The organism is Nocardia sp. NPDC050717 (genome assembly GCF_040654275.1).
GTDB lineage: Bacteria > Actinomycetota > Actinomycetes > Mycobacteriales > Mycobacteriaceae > Nocardia.
Genome location: NZ_JBFAHR010000018.1, coordinates 80644 through 98003, shown reverse-complemented (window position 1 = coordinate 98003; position 17360 = coordinate 80644). Strand labels below are relative to the sequence as shown.

The 17360-nt window shown below is 68.7% G+C and carries 16 protein-coding genes; 8 read left to right on the top strand and 8 right to left on the bottom strand.

The features are described from left to right. Positions 1–82: 82 nt before the first annotated feature. The 8 genes from AB0H56_RS27970 (at position 83) to AB0H56_RS27935 (ending at position 9721) form a co-directional block, all read left to right on the top strand. Positions 83–1063: an AraC family transcriptional regulator gene (locus AB0H56_RS27970; RefSeq protein ID WP_357168673.1), complete on the top strand. Its 981-nt coding sequence runs from the start codon at positions 83–85 to the stop codon at positions 1061–1063. 26 nt (positions 1064–1089) lie between these two features. Then, positions 1090–2184: a LuxR C-terminal-related transcriptional regulator gene (locus AB0H56_RS27965; RefSeq protein WP_357168671.1), complete on the top strand. Its 1095-nt coding sequence runs from the start codon at positions 1090–1092 to the stop codon at positions 2182–2184. 131 nt (positions 2185–2315) lie between these two features. Then, the gene (locus tag AB0H56_RS27960; protein WP_357168669.1) at positions 2316–4382 is read left to right on the top strand and encodes a hydantoinase/oxoprolinase family protein; all 2067 of its coding nucleotides are present in this window, start codon (positions 2316–2318) and stop codon (positions 4380–4382) included. A 9-nt stretch (positions 4383–4391) separates the two neighbouring features. Then, complete coding sequence (locus tag AB0H56_RS27955; RefSeq protein WP_357168667.1) at positions 4392–6308, top strand: hydantoinase B/oxoprolinase family protein; 1917 nt, start codon at positions 4392–4394, stop codon at positions 6306–6308. 18 nt (positions 6309–6326) lie between these two features. Continuing rightward, a complete protein-coding gene (locus AB0H56_RS27950) occupies positions 6327–6587 on the top strand; it encodes a hypothetical protein (RefSeq protein WP_357168665.1) in 261 nt (86 codons plus the stop codon). Positions 6588–6621: 34 nt separating this feature from the next. Further along, complete coding sequence (locus AB0H56_RS27945; protein WP_357168663.1) at positions 6622–7380, top strand: SDR family oxidoreductase; 759 nt, start codon at positions 6622–6624, stop codon at positions 7378–7380. A gap of 44 nt (positions 7381–7424) precedes the next feature. Continuing rightward, positions 7425–8888, top strand: a complete 1464-nt coding sequence (locus AB0H56_RS27940) for an aldehyde dehydrogenase family protein (protein ID WP_357168661.1) — start codon at positions 7425–7427, stop codon at positions 8886–8888. Beyond that, positions 8885–9721 (top strand): SDR family oxidoreductase, encoded by an 837-nt coding sequence (locus tag AB0H56_RS27935; protein ID WP_357168659.1) that lies wholly within the window; start codon positions 8885–8887, stop codon positions 9719–9721. The genes AB0H56_RS27940 and AB0H56_RS27935 overlap by 4 nt, the downstream gene beginning before the upstream one ends. 65 nt (positions 9722–9786) lie before the next feature. Here AB0H56_RS27935 and AB0H56_RS27930 read toward each other — a convergent pair whose 3' ends face one another. From AB0H56_RS27930 to AB0H56_RS27895, 8 genes are all read right to left on the bottom strand, one after another. Then, on the bottom strand, positions 9787–11172 hold the full coding sequence (locus AB0H56_RS27930) for an MFS transporter (protein WP_357168657.1): 1386 nt from the start codon (positions 11170–11172) through the stop codon (positions 9787–9789). Next, positions 11169–11597 (bottom strand): MarR family transcriptional regulator, encoded by a 429-nt coding sequence (locus AB0H56_RS27925; RefSeq protein ID WP_357168655.1) that lies wholly within the window; start codon positions 11595–11597, stop codon positions 11169–11171. The genes AB0H56_RS27930 and AB0H56_RS27925 overlap by 4 nt, the downstream gene beginning before the upstream one ends. A gap of 117 nt (positions 11598–11714) precedes the next feature. Next, positions 11715–12869 (bottom strand): beta-propeller fold lactonase family protein, encoded by a 1155-nt coding sequence (locus AB0H56_RS27920; RefSeq protein ID WP_357168653.1) that lies wholly within the window; start codon positions 12867–12869, stop codon positions 11715–11717. Positions 12870–12992: 123 nt separating this feature from the next. Beyond that, positions 12993–13415 carry a nuclear transport factor 2 family protein gene (locus tag AB0H56_RS27915; RefSeq protein ID WP_357168651.1) on the bottom strand — a complete coding sequence of 141 codons (423 nt, stop codon included), beginning with the start codon at positions 13413–13415 and terminating at the stop codon, positions 12993–12995. 103 nt (positions 13416–13518) lie between these two features. Continuing rightward, positions 13519–14088, bottom strand: coding sequence for an ATP/GTP-binding protein (locus tag AB0H56_RS27910; RefSeq protein WP_357168649.1), 570 nt, complete (start codon positions 14086–14088; stop codon positions 13519–13521). Between the two features lie 19 nt (positions 14089–14107). Next, positions 14108–14491: a DUF742 domain-containing protein gene (locus tag AB0H56_RS27905; protein ID WP_357168647.1), complete on the bottom strand. Its 384-nt coding sequence runs from the start codon at positions 14489–14491 to the stop codon at positions 14108–14110. Beyond that, a complete protein-coding gene (locus tag AB0H56_RS27900) occupies positions 14488–14919 on the bottom strand; it encodes a roadblock/LC7 domain-containing protein (RefSeq protein ID WP_357168645.1) in 432 nt (143 codons plus the stop codon). The genes AB0H56_RS27905 and AB0H56_RS27900 overlap by 4 nt, the downstream gene beginning before the upstream one ends. A 12-nt stretch (positions 14920–14931) precedes the next feature. Further along, positions 14932–17307: an ATP-binding protein gene (locus AB0H56_RS27895; protein WP_357168643.1), complete on the bottom strand. Its 2376-nt coding sequence runs from the start codon at positions 17305–17307 to the stop codon at positions 14932–14934. Between the last annotated feature and the right edge of the window lie 53 nt (positions 17308–17360).

The following is a 17360-nucleotide window of genomic DNA, read 5'->3' as shown; positions in this document are numbered from 1 at the left end:
CGAGCGAAGCATGACTCGAATCGAAGAAAGTATATTATATTAGTTATGTGATACCCATCACGCCTGAAAGGAGGGTCTGCCGTTGTCGCCAGCACCCGCGGCGTGCGTGAGCGCCTTTCGCACGGAGGATCCGGCCGCCGCACACGATCACGTGGCCGCCGCCTTCGCCCACCACGAACTCGTCCTCGACGAGCGGCACGGGATCGACTTCGCCCTGGAGACGGTCCGGTCCGAGAGCCTGACGGTCGGCCGGATGGCGTACGGCACCGATGCCCGCATCGACGGCCCCCCGATGCAGACGTGCTATCACCTGAATCTGTCCGTAGCCGGCCAGAGCACCGTGGCGCAACACGGCACCCGCCGATCGTTCGGCGCGGGTGAGGCCGGCGTGGCGTTCGTGCACGACGCCCCGGTGTCCATTCGCTGGAGCGCCGACGCTGAGCACTATCACATCAATCTGCGCCGCGTGCCGTTCGAACGCCACGCGGCTCGGCTGCTCGGTCGCCGGGACACCGAGCCGGTCCTGTTCGACCTCACCTTCCCCATCGACACCCCCGCGGGCCGCGCCCTGCTGGCCTCGACCCGGTTCGTCTACGACGAATTGGCCCGCGAAGGCGGTGTGGCGACGATGCCGTTGGCCTGCCGTGAGCTCGAGTCGACGCTGATGACGCAGATTCTGCTCACCGCACCGAGTCAGCTGACCCCGGTCCTCACCGGTTCCGCGCCGAGTATCGGGCACACGCGGGTCCGCGAGGCCGTGGCCTACATCCACGCGCACCCCGACGCCGACATCTCGACCGCCGAGCTCGCCGCCCGCGCCGGGGTCACCGCCCGGGCACTGCAATTGGCCTTCCGCGACGCGGTCGGCATGTCGCCGAGCGCCTACGTCCGCTCGGTGCGGCTGGACCGGGTGCGCGACGAATTGTCTTCCGGCCGAGCCGCTTCGGTGAGTGACGCGGCGATGCGGTGGGGCTTTTTCCATCTGGGCCGCTTCGCCCAGCAGTACCGCGAACGGTTCGGCGAACTGCCGTCGGAAACCGCGAGCCGGACCGGCCTCGATTGAGTGCGGGCGGAGTACAGGAGCCGAACATGGGCAGCGCATCGAATCACGGCGGTCTCGCCGAGCTGAACGCCACCATCGCCGAAATCGCCGAGCACGCCGATGCCGTGCTCGATCGGGATCCGGTAGCGCACCAGCTCGACCCCGGTGGAGAGAGCCTCGGCGCCCTCTGGGACCTGGTCACCACCCACGCATTGCGCGACGCCGCGGCCGCGGGCTCCTCGCCCACCCGGCTGGCCGAACTGATCGGTCTACTCGACCGGATCAGGGCGGCGGAATCGATGCAGGCGCGGCTTCGGCTCGCGAACCGGACCCAGCGGCTGAGCAAGGTGCACGCCGCGCTGTCGGAACTGAGCTCGGTGACCAGCGTGGATTCGCTGCTCACCGCGATCCCGGAGGCGACCTGCGGGCTGGGGTTCGACCGCGCGTTGGTCTCCACGGTGGACGGCGCGTGGCGCCTGCACACGATGCACGTCGTCCGTGATCCGCAGTGGGCGGCCGACATCGTCGCGGTCGGGCGGGAGAACCCGCCGATTCTCGACCACGGGCTGGTCGAGAACGACACGGTCGTCCATGCACGCGCTGTACTCGTGCACCAGGTGCAAGCCAATCCACGGGTGAACCGCCCGCTGGCGGAGATCACCAAGTCCTCCTCGTACGGGATCGCGCCGCTGCTGGTCGACGGTGAGGTGGTCGGCCTCGTGCACGGGGACTGCTATCACCAGCAGCGCGTGCTCGACGACGTCGACCAACTGTTGCTGTCCACCTTCGCTCAGGGGGTGAGCCAGCAGCTGGCGCGCGTGTCGATGCTGGAGGGCATGGCGGCGATCCGCGCCCAGCTCGAGGGGCTGGGGAGGTGGTCGACGCCGGGCCGCACCGTCACCCGATCGATCGCGGTGAGTCGTGACGACGACGAGGTTCTCACCCGTCGCGAGGTCCAGATCGTCCGGTTGCTCGCCGAGGGTGACTCCAATGCCCGCATCGCCCGCAAACTCACTGTTTCCGAGGGCACGGTCAAGACCCACATCACCCGTGTGCTGCGCAAGCTGGGTGCCGCCAATCGGGCGGAAGCGGTGTCGATCTGGTTGCGGAACTCGGAGCCGTCCGGGTCGCTGCGCGCCTGATGCGTCGCGAACCGGCCGAAGGTCGTACGAAACTCCTACCCGCGCCAGATGTCGGCGTGCCCGCCGGGCGGAAAAGTGACGTGTGACATAGAGCGGCAGCACAGCCGCCGCACACGGCACGGAGGCGCGGTATGACACAGAGCGAACGGGAAGCCGACTGGATCGTCGGCATCGACGTCGGTGGCACGTTCACCGACATCATCGGGCTCAACCAATCCACCGGTGAGGTCCGCGACGGCAAGGTGCTGTCCACCACCGAACAGGAAGTCGGCGTCCTCGCGGCGCTGGCGGCGATCGAAGTCGCCGTGCCCGAGGTCGCCGAGATCGTGCACGGGCACACCGTCGGCATCAACGCGCTGCTGAGCCGCACGGGCGCGCCCACCGGCCTGATCGCCACCGGTGGCCACCGCGATCTGCTCGACATCGGGCGCATGCACCGCGAATTCGGTGACCGTTTCTACGATCCGACCTGGTTGCGCCCGCACCAGGAACGCCCGATCGTGCGTCGCGAATCCCGTTTCGGTGTCCCCGGTCGTCTGCGCTACGACGGCACAGAACTGCTCGCGATCGACGAGGACGCGGTACGCCGCGCCGCGCGCGAACTCGGCGCACAGGGCGCCCGCTCGGTGGCGGTGTGCCTGATGAACTCCTACATCGACACCGCCCACGAGCAGCGCACCGCCGAGATCGTCGCCGAGGAACTGCCCGACGCCTACATCCAGACCTCGGCGCTGTACCCGGTGACGCGCGAACACGAACGCACCACCACCGTCGCGCTCGACGCCTACGTCGGCCCGGCAGTCGTCGGTTACCTCGAGCGTTTGATGGCCCGGCTGTCCGAGCAGGACTACCGGGGCACCTTGTGGATCATGATGATGAACGGCGGCGTGGCGACTTTCGCCGATGCGGGCCGCGCACCGGTGTTCCAGCTCGTCTCCGGCCCGGTCGGCGGGGTGAGCGGTAGCGTCAAACTCGCCAACGAGAGCGGCGCGCCGAATCTGCTCACCATCGATGTCGGTGGCACCAGCACCGATGTGGCCGCGATCCGCGGCGGTAAGACCCCGCTCACCGACACCTGGACGCTCGAGACCGGGCTGACGCTGACCATGCCGCTGGTCGACGTCGAGAGCATCGGTTCCGGCGCCGGCAGCCTCATCCGGCCCAGCGCCCTCGGCACCGTCGCCGTCGGCCCGGCCTCGGCCGGATCGAATCCCGGCCCGGTCTGCTACCAGCGCGGCGGCGTGGAACCCACGCTCACCGACGCGTGTGCCGCGCTCGGCATCCTGCAACCGGACCTGTTCGCCAACGGCGCGATCCAGCTCGATGTCGACGGTGCCGTCGAGGCCCTGCGCACGACCGGCAAGCAGTGGAACATGTCGGCGCTCGAACTCGCTTCGGCCGCTTACGAAATCGCCTGCCAGGACATCGCGGCGAAGGTGCGCAGCATCTCGGTGTACCGCGGCCTCAACGTCCGCGAGTTCGCCCTGCAACCGTCCGGTTCGGCGGGGCCTATGCTCGCCGACCGGGTCGGTCAGATCCTCGGGCTGGACAAGGTGATCGTGCCGCGCAGCCCCGGTCAGTTCTCCGCGCTCGGTCTGCTGCGCAGCGATCTGATGGTGACGCGCGCGCAATCCATCATGACGCCCCTGGCGCCCGACCGCGCCGAGGCGGTGGAGGACGCGTTCACGGCTTTGCAGGACAGCATCCGGACCGATCTGCGGGACCAGGGCATCGACGTCTCGCGTCTGCGTTTCGAGCGTGCCGTGTTCGCGATGTACCGCGGCCAGACCTGGGACAACCGCCTGCCGATCGAGGCGGGCGCGATCACCGCCGAGCGGGTCGGTGAGCTGATCCCCCGATTCCACGAGTTCTACCAGGAATCCTACGGTTTCGCGGCCCCCGAGATCCCCGTGGTCGTCTCGACTGTCGAGGTGACCGCGGTGATTCCGCGCGAACTCGGCGCCGCGGACCACACCCCCGAGCAGGGCGAGTCCTTCCTGCGCACCACCCGGCTGACCGTGCCGGGAACCACCGAGCCCGTCGAGGTTCCGATCCACGTCCGCGAACGTCTCGCGCCGCACCACCCGGTGCCCGGCCCCGCCCTGATCGCCGAGAAATTCGCGACCACCCTCGTGCTGCCCGGCCGGGCCGCACACGTGGACGACGACCTCAACCTCATCATCGAGCCGCAGGCCTGAGGAGCAACCATGACCACCATCGAAACCCCCGGCCCCGCCGTCGACGTCGAGCTCGACATCCTGCGCTACGGCCTCGTCGAAGTCGCCCGCGAAATGCTGGATTCGCTGATGCGCAGCGCCTTCTCGCCGGTCTGCCGTGACATCCTCGACTGCACCAGCGCCGTCCACATGCGCACCGACGACGGCTGGGAGACGGTCGCGCTGTGGGAGGGCTGCATGCAGCACGCCTTCACGGCACCGCACATCGCGAACTTCGTGATGGACGACTGGGACATCGACACGATGCAGCCCGGTGACGTCATCTTCGTCAACGACCCGTGGCGCGGCACCATCCACCAGTCGGATGTGAACCTGCTGCGTCCGGTCTTCGTGAACGGCCGCGTGGAATTCCTGCTGCACTCCACCTCGCACCTGGTCGACCTCGGCGGCGCGATCCCCGGCGGCTTCTCCAACGGCACCCAGACCCACTTCGAGGAGCAGCTCAAACTGCCGCCGACGCTGTTGTACGCCAACGACGTTCCGGTGCGACCGACCTTCAACTTCATCCTCGAGAACAACCGGGTGCCCCAGCTGGTGCTCGGCGATCTGCGCGCGCTGCACGGCTGCCTGGTCGTCGGCGAACGCCAGCTGCAGGAGCTCGTCGCCCGCAGCGGCCTGGACAAGATCCGGGCGGCGGGACGCTATGCGATCGAGTCCACCGAGGCGAGCATGCGCCGTGGAATCGCGAGCATCCCCGACGGTGACTACACGGCCGAGGACTTCCTCGACGAGGACGGGGTCAGCGACGAGGCGATCCCCGTGCACGTCACCGTGAAGGTCCGCGGGGATTCGATGGAGATCGACTTCTCCGGCTCGGGGCGTCAACCGCTGGGCAACTGCGGCACCGCCTGGTGTGAGGCCACCCGCTGCATCGAGGCGGTCAAGCTGATGGTCGACCCGTCCACGCCGGTCAACAGCGGCACCCTGCGACCGGTCGAAACCATCCTGCCGCCCGGCAGCGTGGTGCAGGTGCTGCCGCCGTCGAGCTGCTCCAACCACGCCGATATCGGCGCGCGCGGCATCAATGTGGTGACCCAGGCGCTGAGCCAGGCCACCGACGAGGCCTTCGCCTGTGACACCGGCACCGCGGTGGTCGTCAGCCTCGGCGGCATCGACACCCGCGCCGGACACGAGGGCACACCATGGGGTGCGTTCGCACTCGCCGGCGGCGGTTGGGGCGGTACCTGGAAAGAAGACGGCGTCTCGTTCTGCGTGATCCCGATCGGCAACTGCCGCACCTCCGTTCAGGAGCACCTCGAGATCGAGAGCCCGCTGGTCGTCGTCCAGCACGAGATGGTCGTCGACACCGCCGGTGCGGGCCGGTACCGCGGCGGTGCCGGTTCGGTGTATTCGATCTACGCCGAGTCCGACACGATGGTCACCGTCACCGCCGACCGGATCCGCGTCGGCGCGCCCGGGTCCAACGGCGGCGGCGCGGGCGCACCCGCCTTCGGTTGGTACATCGAGAATTTCGATCTCGCCCGGCACGGCGATCCGCTCGATCTGCGCGGGATCGAGCCGTTGTTCGGCATGTTCGACGCCGACGGCAGACCCGACCCCAACCACGGTGAGTTCGGCCGGGGCGCGCGCTATCAGACGGGCAAGTTCTCCGGCCTGATCCTGAAGGCCGGTGACGCCCTGCGGTTCGTCATCGGCGGTGGTGGCGGCTGGGGTGACCCGCTCGAACGCGACGCCGATCGCGTCGCGGCCGACGTACGAGCCGGGCTGGTGAGCCCCGAATTCGCCGCTGCCGGTTACGGAGTCGTGCTCGCCGACGGCGACGTCGACGAAGCCGCGACCACCGCCCAGCGTGCGCGCCTGGCGGCCGAGCGTGCCGGGGGGCGCTGGCAGGTGCCGGTCGCCACTCCCCTCACCTGGACCCTCTGAAAGACAAGGACCACTGACATGTCAGTCGATCGACTCCTGTTCCCCCGCCCCGAGACCGACCGCGTGTACGTCGAGCGCGTCCCCGTCGACGGTGTGTGCCCGGCCTGCGGTGCGCCCGAACTGGCCCGCTATCCCGTCGCCAACTTCCTGGGGCCGCGCATGGTCGTGAAGTGCCAGCGCTGCTTCCACCACGTGTCGGTGACCCGGCCCGAGCCCGAAGACAACTGGCCCGCGTGGCGGTCGCCCGCCCATGACTGGCCCGCCTCCCGCGTCGGATAAACCCTCCCCCTTCTTTCGCTCCGAAAGGATCCACATGTTGCTCGACGGGAAAATTGTCCTCATCACCGGCGCCGCAGGCGGGATCGGTACGGCCACCGCGCTGCTCGCGGCCGAGGAAGGCTCGCGGCTCGCGCTCACCGATGTGTCGAAGGATCGCCTCGAAGCCACCGCCGAGCAGGTGCGCGCCGCGGGCGGGGAGGTTCTCGCCTTGCCCGCCGACCTCACCGACGGTGCCGAGGTGAACGCGCTGATCGACGCGGTCGTCGCCGAATACGGCCGCCTCGACGGCGCGTTCAACAACGCCGGGGTCAGCGGCGGACAGATCGGCCAAGGCGGCCGCCGCGTCGGCGAGTGGGACGAGGACGCCTTCGATCGCGCGATCGCGGTGAACCTGAAGGGCGTATGGCTCTGTCTGCGTGCGGAATTGGCGCAGATGGAAGCCCAGGGCGGCGGGGCGATCGTGAACACCGCGTCGCTGGCCGGGCTGTCGGGCTTCAAGACCACCGCCGGGTATTCGGCGGCCAAGCACGGCGTCATCGGACTCACCAAGACTGCCGCCCTCGAGTACGCGCCGACCATCCGGATCAACGCGGTGTGTCCCGGCTACACCGACACCGACCTGATGAAGGACGCCAAGCGCCGCAGCGGCGACACCATCATGGCGCGCATCCCCTCGGCCCGGCTCGCCCAGCCCCGGGAGATCGCGGAGATGGCGTGCTGGCTGCTGTCCGATCGCGCCGGCTACGCCACCGGCGGCGAGTTCGTCGTCGACGGTGGCTATCTGGCGGGCTGACCGCCCGCTTCTCGAATTGATCTCTTCCCGAAAAGGATTCACGCATGACAACCATGATCGGCGCGGCGGCCAGTTACATCGACGGTCGCTGGCGCGATGGTGACGGCGAGCCCATCGCCACGATCAACCCCGCGACCGGGCTCCAGGTGGCGCTCACCCCCGCCACCGGCCCCGCGCAGGTGAGCGAGGCCGTCTCGGCGGCCCGACGCGCCTTCGACGGGGGCGAGTGGAGCCGTCTCGGTCCGGTCGAGCGCGGCGCCCTGCTGCACCGCCTGGCCGACCTGCTGCAACAGAACCGGGAGTCGCTGGTGCAGCTCGCGGCCACCGAGATCGGCACCCCGATCAGCAGCGGACCGACTCTGCACGTCGACCTGCCCGCGAAGTTCTTCCGCTGGTTCGCCGACGCCGCCATCCGTGGACCCCGCGACGGCTACGAACAGCCGATGCCGCTGGACCACGACCCGATCACCACCAGCAGCCTGCTGCTGCGCCAACCCGCCGGGGTGGTCGCCGCGATCGTCGCCTACAACGTGCCGATCATGATGAGCGCCTACAAACTCGGCGCCGCCCTCGCCGCCGGGTGTTCCACGGTGCTGGTCACCTCACCCAGGTCCGTGCTGCTCACCGCCGCGTTCGTCAGGTGGGTCGAGGAAGCCGGATTCCCGGCGGGCGCGGTCAATCTGGTGTTCGGACCACCGTCGGTCACCGAGCAGGTCGTCACCGCCGCCGAAGTGGACATGGTCACCTTCACCGGCTCCCCTGCCGTCGGCAGCAAGATCCTCACCCTGGCGGCACCGACGCTGAAGAAGGTGGTTCTCGAGCTGGGCGGCAAGTCACCCAACATCGTGTTGCCCGGCACCGACCTGGAACGCGCGGTCCCCGCCTCGGCGCTGCGGTTCACCCGCAACAGCGGCCAGGCCTGCGGAGCCACCACCCGAACCCTGGTGCCCCAGGCCGACTTCGACGAATACGTCGAGCGTTCCGGCGCTTTCCTGCACACCCTCACCGTCGGCGACCCGCTCGCGGCCGACACCGTCCTCGGCCCGCTCATCACCGGTGAACACCGCGCCGATGTCGAAGGGTTCCTCGCCCGAGCGCGTGACGCGGGCGCCGCCATCCCCGTCGGTGGCGGCCGACCGGCAGGCCTCGACGACGGATTCTTCCTCGAGGCGACCCTGGTCACCGGGGTGCCCAACGAAGCCGAGATCGCCCAGGAGGAGCTGTTCGCACCCGTCGGTGTGGTCATGCCCTACACCGACCTCGACGACGCGGTCCGCATGGCCAACGACGTCAAATACGCCCTCAACGCCAACGTCTGGGGACCCACCCCGCAGGCCATCGAATTCGCCCGGCGTCTGCGCTCGGGGACCGTCACCATCAACGGCGGCGGCGGTATGCGCCCCGACGCCCCGTGGGGCGGCCCCGGTCACAGCGGCATAGGCAGGGAGGGCGGCGAAGAAGGCTTCCGCGAATTCTTCGAAGTCAAGCACCTGCAGTGGCCGCTGTGAACCTGTTGGACGGCAAGGTCGCCGTCATCACCGGTGCGGCGAGCGGGATGGGTCTGGCCACCGCGGAAACCTTCGTCGAACACGGGGCGAAGGTGGTGCTCGCCGACATCCAGGAGGAACGCGGCGCGGCGGCCGCCGCCCGCCTGGGTGATTCGGCGCTGTTCGTGCGCACGGATGTCACCGTCGCGACACAGGTCGAGTCCGTCGTCGGCGCCGCGGTGGACACCTTCGGCCGCTTCGATGTCATGTTCAGCAATGCCGGTGCCGCCGTGGATCTCTCGCCGATCGACGACCTCACTCCGAAGGGACTCGACCGCACGCTGGCGCTGAACCTGCAAGCCCATGTCGCAGCACACAAGTACGCGGCCAGGCAGTTCCGTGCGCAGGGCGTTCCGGGCTCGATCATCACCACCGGCAGCGTCGCGGCGTTGCAGGCCGGGTGGAACGGCGGCGCGTACTCGATGGCCAAGGCCGCGGTGCTGGCCTTGGTACGGCAAACGGCCGTGGAGAACCAGGGCACCGGTATCCGTTCGAACGCCATCCTGCCGGGCGCGGTGCTCACCTCGATCATCACCGACATGTTCGGGGTGAGCCGCGAGCGCGAGGAGGAGTTCCTCACCGGGATCGGTGACCGGATCGGTGGTGAGACGTTGATCGGGCGCGCGGGCCGAGCCGGCGATATCGCCGACGCCGCGTTGTTCCTCGCCAGCGATCTGTCGGGGTGGATCACCGGCGTCGCGCTGCCGGTGGACGGCGGCGCGACCGCGGTCACCAAGGACGCCACGGTCTCGCTCATCACCGAGTTCGCCACGGAGTTCCACTCCGGTTCGTGAGCAAGGCCGGTCCACGGCATCGGCCGCGGTTGCCAGGTGGCGACCGCGGCCGATCTCGCTGCCGGTCAGGTTTGTCGTTCGCGGCGCGTCATCAGGTGGGCGACCAGGAGAACAGTGAGCACCGCGGTGCAGCCGACAGCGCCGACGGCCAGGGCGATCCCGATGCCGGTGCTGCTCGGGTAGCCGTCGGAGGCGAGGTGCGCGGCGAGGACCGCGCCGGACATCGCACTACCGAACGAACCGCCGACGGTGCGCAGCACCTGGTTGAAGCTCACCGCGCTGCCGAGCTCGCGGTCGGCCACACTGCGCGCGATCAGCGCGGGCATCGCCGCGTAGGTCGTCCCGATGCCCGCACCGAAGCCGAACATGCCGAGCAGGATCTCCCAGAGTTCGTCGTGGGCCAGCCACAGCAGCAGGCTGGACGCAGTGACCAGGGCCGCACCGGGAATCAGCAGAGCGCGCATGGGGATACGGGCCGAGACCACCCGCACGACGCGGTTGGCCGCGAAACTTCCCACCGACAGCGGAAGCATGACGAAGCCGGCCCAGAACAACGGCATCGCGATGCCGTAGCCGGTGCCGGCGGGCGCCTGCGCGATCAGACTGGCGATCGACAGACAGGCGTACATCGCGGCACCGAGCCCGATGGCGGTGCCGTTGGCGACGAGTGCGTCTCCGGCGCGCAGCACCCGCAGGTCGACCAGCGCGTGCTCGGTGCGCAGTTCCACCAGGGCCCATACGGTCAGGATCACCGGCGAGACGACGAGCAGGCCGATCGTCCAGGGCGAACCCCACCCCCACCGCGAGCCCTCGCCCGCGACGAGCAGCAACGCCGCGAGACCCGCGCCGAGCAGCAGGGCGCCGCGCAGGTCGAACGGCATGTGCGGGGCTCGCTCGTCCGGGCCGTCCGGCACCACTTTCCAGACCACGAGCACGGTCGTCAGCAGGAACAGCGCCGCCGCCCAGAAGGCGAAGCGATAGCCGAAGACATCGGCGAAGATCCCGGTGAGCGGGTAGCCGAGTCCGAGACCGGTGGTCACCGTGACAGACAGTGTCGAAATGCCGTTACGCACTTCGTCGGCGGGCAGATATCGGCGGGCGAGGGCGATGGTCACCGGCACGATGCCGTAACTGAGCCCCTGCAACGCGCGCCCGAGCAGGAACACCGCGAAATCGGTCGCCACGGCCGCGACGACCGACCCGATCAGGATGATGATCAGCGACCACAGCAGCAGCCGCTTCTTGTGCGGGCCGTCGCTGAGCCTGCCCATGACCGGGGTCGTCACCGCGCCGACCAGCAGGTTGACGGTGAGCATCCACTGCGCCGCGCTGACGTCGACCTGCATCTCATTCGAAATCGCGGGTACCAGCAGCATGCCGAGCGAGCTGACGATGGCCGAGGTCAGCGCCGTGTACACGAGGGCGGGGGTCAATCGGCGCGCGGCGATCATTCGGCCGACCCCGCGGCAGCCAGTTTTCGCAATACGGGCAGCGCCTCGTCGAGGACCGCACGTTCCTCGTCGGTGAGTCGTTCAGCGAGAGCGCGCGCCAGCCAGTCCTGCCCGACCGCCCGCTCTTCGAGGAGCCGGGCCCGCCCCGCATCGGTGACTTCGACCCAGACGCGACGCCGGTCCTCGCTGTCGGGGGTGCGCAGGACCAGCCCGAGTGCTTCGAGTTCGCGCACGGCGGTGGCGATGGCCTGGTGACTGACCGTCTGGACAGTGGCCAGCGTGCTGGCGGTGGCGCGTCCATGAGTGGACAGGTACACGAGCACGCCGAGCTTTCCGCTGGAGATCGTGCGGCCGGTGAACAGCCGCCGGGCGATCGGATGCAGGACTTCACCCAGCTCGCGGGCAGTGGAGGGTGCGGAAGTCATTAGCCAACCATACAACTAAATTGCACAACTTAGTTGCATAGCTGTCATGATGCCGCACATACCGTGGACATGCGAAAGGCCCCTCCGATCGCAACCGGAGGGGCCTTGGTCGATGGGTCAGCGTCGCGGAACCAGCGACATCGTGCGTCCGTTGGCGAAGAAGGTGCCGGTGTAGACCCCGACCGATTCATCCAGATCGAGGACGCCGTCGGCGCCGATCGTGAACCTCCGCAGGATCTCCTCACCGCCGCGCGCCGGGTCGGTGCCGAGCGCCCACAGCACCTCGCCGCTCGGTGACATCACGGTCGATTCGGCGAACGTGCCCGGCTTCTCCGGTGCGAAAGCGATGTCGGGCAGCGGGGTCAGCACACCGTTCGGCGCCACCGCGAAGGACGTGATGTGGCCCGACCCCATGTTCGGCACATACAGGAACCGGCCGTCGGGGGTGAAACTCGGGACGTGCGGCAGGAAACCGGTCGGCCACGGCGACCCCTCGATCTCGGTGAGCGTACCGTCGGCAGCGCGCCTGAAGCCGGTGACCGAACCCATGACCTCGTCGATGACGTACACGTGCCTGCCGTCGGGGGTGACCCGCGGATAGATCGGATTCACACCCGTCGCCGCGCGCTGCTTGGCCGGGGAAACCGATCCGTCGGCGGCGACGTCGAACACCAGCAGCTGCTGCGGCAGCAGGGTGGCCACGTACAACTGCTTGCCGTCCGGCGAGATGGTGCCCGAGGCGATCCCGTCGGCCGACTCCCCGAACGGTACGGGGGAACCGTTGAGAGCCGGCGTGCCGTCCGCCCCGATCCGAACCGGGACGACCTGCGCGTTCTGCAGGCCGACGACGACGAAGGCATCGCGGTTGTTCGGCGAGATGATGATGTCGACCGGGACATCGGGCATAGCCAGCGGCGTCCCCGCGGTGAGTTCGCCGCCTGGACCGATAGCGTGGGGGATCAGCTGACGGTTCGAGCCGGGAGCGACGAACAGGAAGCGGCCGTCCGGCGTCGGTGTCTGCGGCCAGTTCAACGCGCCCGGCATGGGCTTACCGACGACCGGTGTCGGCCGGCCGGTGTCGGAGGCGGCGAAACCGGCGATGCCGTTGCCGAGGAAACCGTGCGCGTAGATGTGGTAGCCGACCGAGTCGGCCGCCGCGGGTGCAGCTGTCGCCGTGAAGCCGGGCAGAACAGTCGCCGCGAGAGCGAGCACCCAGCCCGCTCGCGCGCGCCGTGTCCCCGAGCCACTTGTCGACGTTGAATCAGAGGTCATCTCTGGACGTTATGACGCGCACCACCATCGAAATGTCCAGAAAATTGCACACCTGCGACCGACATGGACAGCGAACGACCCCTCCGGCCGGCACCGAAGGGGTCGTTCGCGGAGATGGGTCGGTCAGCCCTGGGCAGGCATCAGCCCGAGCTGAGTCAGGAAGCTGACGTTGTCCCAGTACACGCGGTGCTCGGCGACCTTGCCGTCGCGCAGGGTGAAGGTGTCGATGAGCGGGAAGGTCACCGTGCGACCGGACGGCGGCACCTCACCGTCGGCGGTCGCCAACGGTCCGGTCTGCACACCGGTGAAGACGATCTCGGCGATCGCGGTGTCACCGTCGACCCAGGTGTTGCGACGCTCGATCTTCATTCCGGGGAACGCGGTGATGAAAGCGCCGATCATGCCGCGCAGCGCCTCGATGCCGGCGAGCGGGCCGGACGGGAACTGCGCCGCCACATCCTCGGTGAACGGGCTCGCGGCCAGTTCCAGATCGCCGCCTTCGAGTCCGGCGTAGTGCACGTTGACGAGGTCGAGCAGATCGCTCATGGGTTGGACCTTTCGGTGAGGTTCGCATCCGGAGTTCCGGATACCGAATAATATATATTCTGCTTTCGTAATCTGTGTCAGAGTCATTGTGCTACTTGATAATTCACACCGAACGTGGTCGCTGCGCCGTAGTGCTCGCCATGATGTACTCGAACAGGCAGACCAGCACCTCCTTGCACGACGCCCGGTCACGCGCATCGCACAGCATGATCGGCACGTGGGTCGGCACGCCGAGGGCGGCGCCGATCTCCTCGGGGGCGTACCGGTCCGCGCCGTCGAAGCAGTTCACCGCGACCACGAACGGGATCCGCCTGGACTCGAAATAGTCCACCGCGGCGAAACTGTCGGCCAGCCGTCGGGTGTCGACCAGCACCACCGCGCCGAGCGCGCCACGCGACAGCTCCGGCCACAAGAACCAGAACCGGTCCTGCCCCGGCGTGCCGAACAGGTACAGGATCACCCGCGGATTGATGGTGATCCGGCCGAAATCCAGTGCGACGGTGGTTGTTCGCTTGGCTTCGATACCGCGCAGGTCGTCCACGGAGCTACCGAGTTCGGTGAGTTGCTCCTCGGTGCGTAACGGGGTGATCTCGCTGATCGCACCGACCATCGTGGTCTTCCCGACGCCGAATCCCCCGGCCACCAGGATCTTCACCGCCAGTTCGGTGGACATGACCGCCGGACCGCGTCCGTCAGAGGTTACGTATGCCATCCAGTACCGCCTGCAATAGTTCGGGGTCGGGGCCCGCTTCGGCCCTCGGTGGAGATCGGAAGATCACATAGCCTGCCGCGATGAGGTCACTGACCAGCACCTTCACGGTGACCAGCAGCAATTTCAGGTGGGCGGCGATTTCAACGATCGACATCGGCTGATGGCGGCACAGCTGAAAGATCTGGGCGTATTCGCGGTCGAGCTTGTTCACGTCGGAGTCATAGCCGACCGAGATCACCAATGTCAGGATGTCCAGGTCCGGCAGATCCCGGCCGGCGCGACCTCGGGTCAGCGCGAACGGCCGAACCAGGGGCCCCGGGTCCTCGTCCTCGTAGCCCCACACCTCGGTCGGCCCCTCACTCACGGCACTCGGGTCGACATCGAATTTCTCGGCGCGGCCGACAGGTGCTCACGCACCTGGCCGACGATCACGTTCATCTCGTAGGCGATCAGGCCCAGATCCGCGTCGGCGTCGGTCAGCAGGGCCAGACACGCGCCGTGGCCGGCCTCGGTCACCAACAGATAGCCGTACTCCAACTCGACGACGGTCTGATGGAGCGGGCCCTTGGCGAAGCGCGTGCCGACCCCACGAGCCAGACTGTGCAGGGCCGACGACATGGCGGCCAGATGTTCGAGAGCCTCCCGCTCGAAACCGTCGGATCCGGCCAGTGCCAGTCCGTCCGCGGACAACACCACCGCGTGTTCGGCGCCGGATGTCGTTGTCACCAGGTTGGTGAGCAACCAGTCGAGCGTGCCTGCCGGGGCGTGACGAACCATCATGTCCTCGTTCATGTTCTGACCGTTCTACGGATGGGAGTTGGGTGGTCGCACGCGAGCCCGTCGCGTGCCGTTCTGCAGCGAACTCATCGCCGTGCGCACCGTCTCCGGCGCTCGGACGCGTGCTGCCCCTCCAGGCGCCGGGTTGTACGAATCCTCTTCTCCCACATCGGCACTGAGTTGCGGCGACAGGTGCGTGAGCCGTTCACGTCTCGGCAGGGCGGGCCGGTGGTCCACCTCGGCGAGCGAGGGACCGTCGAGCCTGGCCGGCGGCTCGTCGCCCGCCGCGTGATACCCGTTGCGCCGCACCGGCTCGGCCCTGCGGATCTGCTCCGGTAAGGCAGGCGCCGGATCGGGCCGGGGCGCGCCGGGCAACGCGGCGACGCCGGCAACTCGGTGCACCGCGTCACGGCTGTGCACGGGTTCGACCGCCGCTGTCGGGTTGTCGTCCCCGGCCTCGAGCACGGCCCACGGCACCAGCACGGTCGCGCGCACACCACCGTACGGCGATTCCTGCAGGGTCACCGAGATGCCGTGGCGCGCCGAGAGCCTGCTCACGACGAACAGCCCGAGATGGCGATGCCCCGCCAAGGCCATCTCCTGGAACTGTGGCGGCTCGGTCAGCATCGCGTTGAGGCGTTCCCGTTCCTCGAACGAGATCCCGAGGCCCTGGTCGTCGACCTCGACCACCACTCCCCTGCCGACCGAGTTGCCGTGCACCGCCACCGGCGCGTCGGGCGGGGAGAACGCGGTCGCGTTGTCGATCAGCTCGGCCAGCAGGTGGATGAGGTCGGCGACGGCCGCGCCGAGCACGCTGACCGCGGGCAACCGGATCGCGCTCACCCGCGCGTACCCCTCGGTCTCGGACACCGCGCTGCGCACGATCTCCTCGAGCGCCACCGGGTTTCGCCAGCGCCGTCCTGGTGCGCGACCACCGAGGATGAGCAGGTTCTCGGAGTTGCGGCGCGCGCGAGTGGCCAGGTGGTCCAGCTGGAACAGCAGCTCGAGGTCTTCCGGGTCGTCCTGGCGGGCCTCGGCGACGTCGAGCACGTCGAGTTGCCTGCGCACCAGCGCCTGACTGCGGAACGCGATGTCGAGGAAGACCTTGTTGAAGCCGTTGCGGGTGCTCGCCTCACCCACCGCGGTCTCGAGCGCGGTGCGCTGGGCGACAGCGAAAGCCTCTGCCACCTGGCCGATTTCGTCGCGCCCCAGGTCGACCGGGGCGGTTACGGCCTGCGTATCGATTTCTTCTCCGTTGTGGATGCGACGGATGAGATCGGGCAGCCGGTCGTTGGCGAGCTCGAGGCTGGCCGAGCGCAGGGTGCGCAGGCGGCGCAACAACCGGTTGGCCAGAACGAGCGAGCCCGATACCGCGAGAACGGTGACGACGAGCATGATGGCCGAGACGAAGAGCAGCCGGTCGATCAAGCGGTCGGCCGCCGCGCTCGTCGCGTCGACCGTCACCCGGAACTGATCCCGGATCACCGCGATCAGGCGGGTGTCGACCGCGCGTTCGGCGGCCAGCCATTGCTGTACCGGCATCGACAGCTCGCCACGCTCGGCCATCTCGTCCTCACCGGTGGTGCCGATACGCCAGTCGGCGCCGCCGGTCAGGGAGCGGACGCCGGTGCGCACGGCGGTCGACAAGCGGGTGTCGACGAGCTCGAACTGTTCGCGGTAGACACCGATATGTTGCGCGAGCACTCGCCGCTCGTACGGCGACAGCCTCTCCCCCGCCGCGGTCCCCGCGGCCACGAGACTCACCACGCGTGAATGGCTTTCGGCCGCGCGCAGCAGCTCGATCGCGGTCACCTCGGCGTCCATCGTCGTGGTGTCGGAGGACTTCAACCGTGCGGAGTCCTGGCCCGCGCCGAGCATGGCCGCGATGAGGTCGCTGAAATACTGGTCGACGTCGCCGGAGGTCGCCCGCCTGCCGTCGACCGATTCCCGGATCACCTGCATCCGGCCGATGAGATCCGACAGCGCCTGGATGGACTCGGCACCGGTGTCCTGATCCATGTCCTGTGCCGCCGAGGCGATCCGGCCCGTCTCGGCGATCGCGCGGTCGGTGTCGTCGCGGCTGGTGCGCAGTTCCGCGTCCGCGCCCGGTGCGTGCTGCTGTGCGGTAACGCTGGCCAGCCGTTCCGCCTGGATCGACGTGACGAACCGCAGCAGCGGGTCGATCACTGTGCCCCGGTAGTCGGACCATTCCTTGACCGACTGTGCCCGGAGCCCGACCAGCGTCACCGCGACCGCGCCGGTCGCCAGCAGCACCAGACTCGGGATCAGGGCGATCGCCAGCACGCGGGTTCGCACACTCGTGCCGAAACGGCCCCGCAACGGGCGCCGTGAGCTGGCGGAACGGGTGTCCTCGACGCTCGACTCTGCATCGGCCGACGGCACAGCGGTTCTCCTCGGGGTGGACTGGCGTGGACGTCGCGGTGGGCCGGGCGGCC

Bases quoted from the DNA above. Each gene is read 5' to 3' on its own strand.
- AB0H56_RS27965 (WP_357168671.1), top strand. From the start codon at position 1,090: ATGGGCAGCGCATCGAATCACGGCGGTCTCGCCGAGCTGAACGCCACC.
- AB0H56_RS27960 (WP_357168669.1), top strand. From the start codon at position 2,316: ATGACACAGAGCGAACGGGAAGCCGACTGGATCGTCGGCATCGACGTC.
- AB0H56_RS27955 (WP_357168667.1), top strand. From the start codon at position 4,392: ATGACCACCATCGAAACCCCCGGCCCCGCCGTCGACGTCGAGCTCGAC.
- AB0H56_RS27950 (WP_357168665.1), top strand. From the start codon at position 6,327: ATGTCAGTCGATCGACTCCTGTTCCCCCGCCCCGAGACCGACCGCGTG.
- AB0H56_RS27945 (WP_357168663.1), top strand. From the start codon at position 6,622: ATGTTGCTCGACGGGAAAATTGTCCTCATCACCGGCGCCGCAGGCGGG.
- AB0H56_RS27940 (WP_357168661.1), top strand. From the start codon at position 7,425: ATGACAACCATGATCGGCGCGGCGGCCAGTTACATCGACGGTCGCTGG.
- AB0H56_RS27930 (WP_357168657.1), bottom strand. From the start codon at position 11,172: ATGATCGCCGCGCGCCGATTGACCCCCGCCCTCGTGTACACGGCGCTG.
- AB0H56_RS27925 (WP_357168655.1), bottom strand. From the start codon at position 11,597: ATGACTTCCGCACCCTCCACTGCCCGCGAGCTGGGTGAAGTCCTGCAT.
- AB0H56_RS27920 (WP_357168653.1), bottom strand. From the start codon at position 12,869: ATGACCTCTGATTCAACGTCGACAAGTGGCTCGGGGACACGGCGCGCG.
- AB0H56_RS27915 (WP_357168651.1), bottom strand. From the start codon at position 13,415: ATGAGCGATCTGCTCGACCTCGTCAACGTGCACTACGCCGGACTCGAA.
- AB0H56_RS27910 (WP_357168649.1), bottom strand. From the start codon at position 14,088: ATGTCCACCGAACTGGCGGTGAAGATCCTGGTGGCCGGGGGATTCGGC.
- AB0H56_RS27900 (WP_357168645.1), bottom strand. From the start codon at position 14,919: ATGAACGAGGACATGATGGTTCGTCACGCCCCGGCAGGCACGCTCGAC.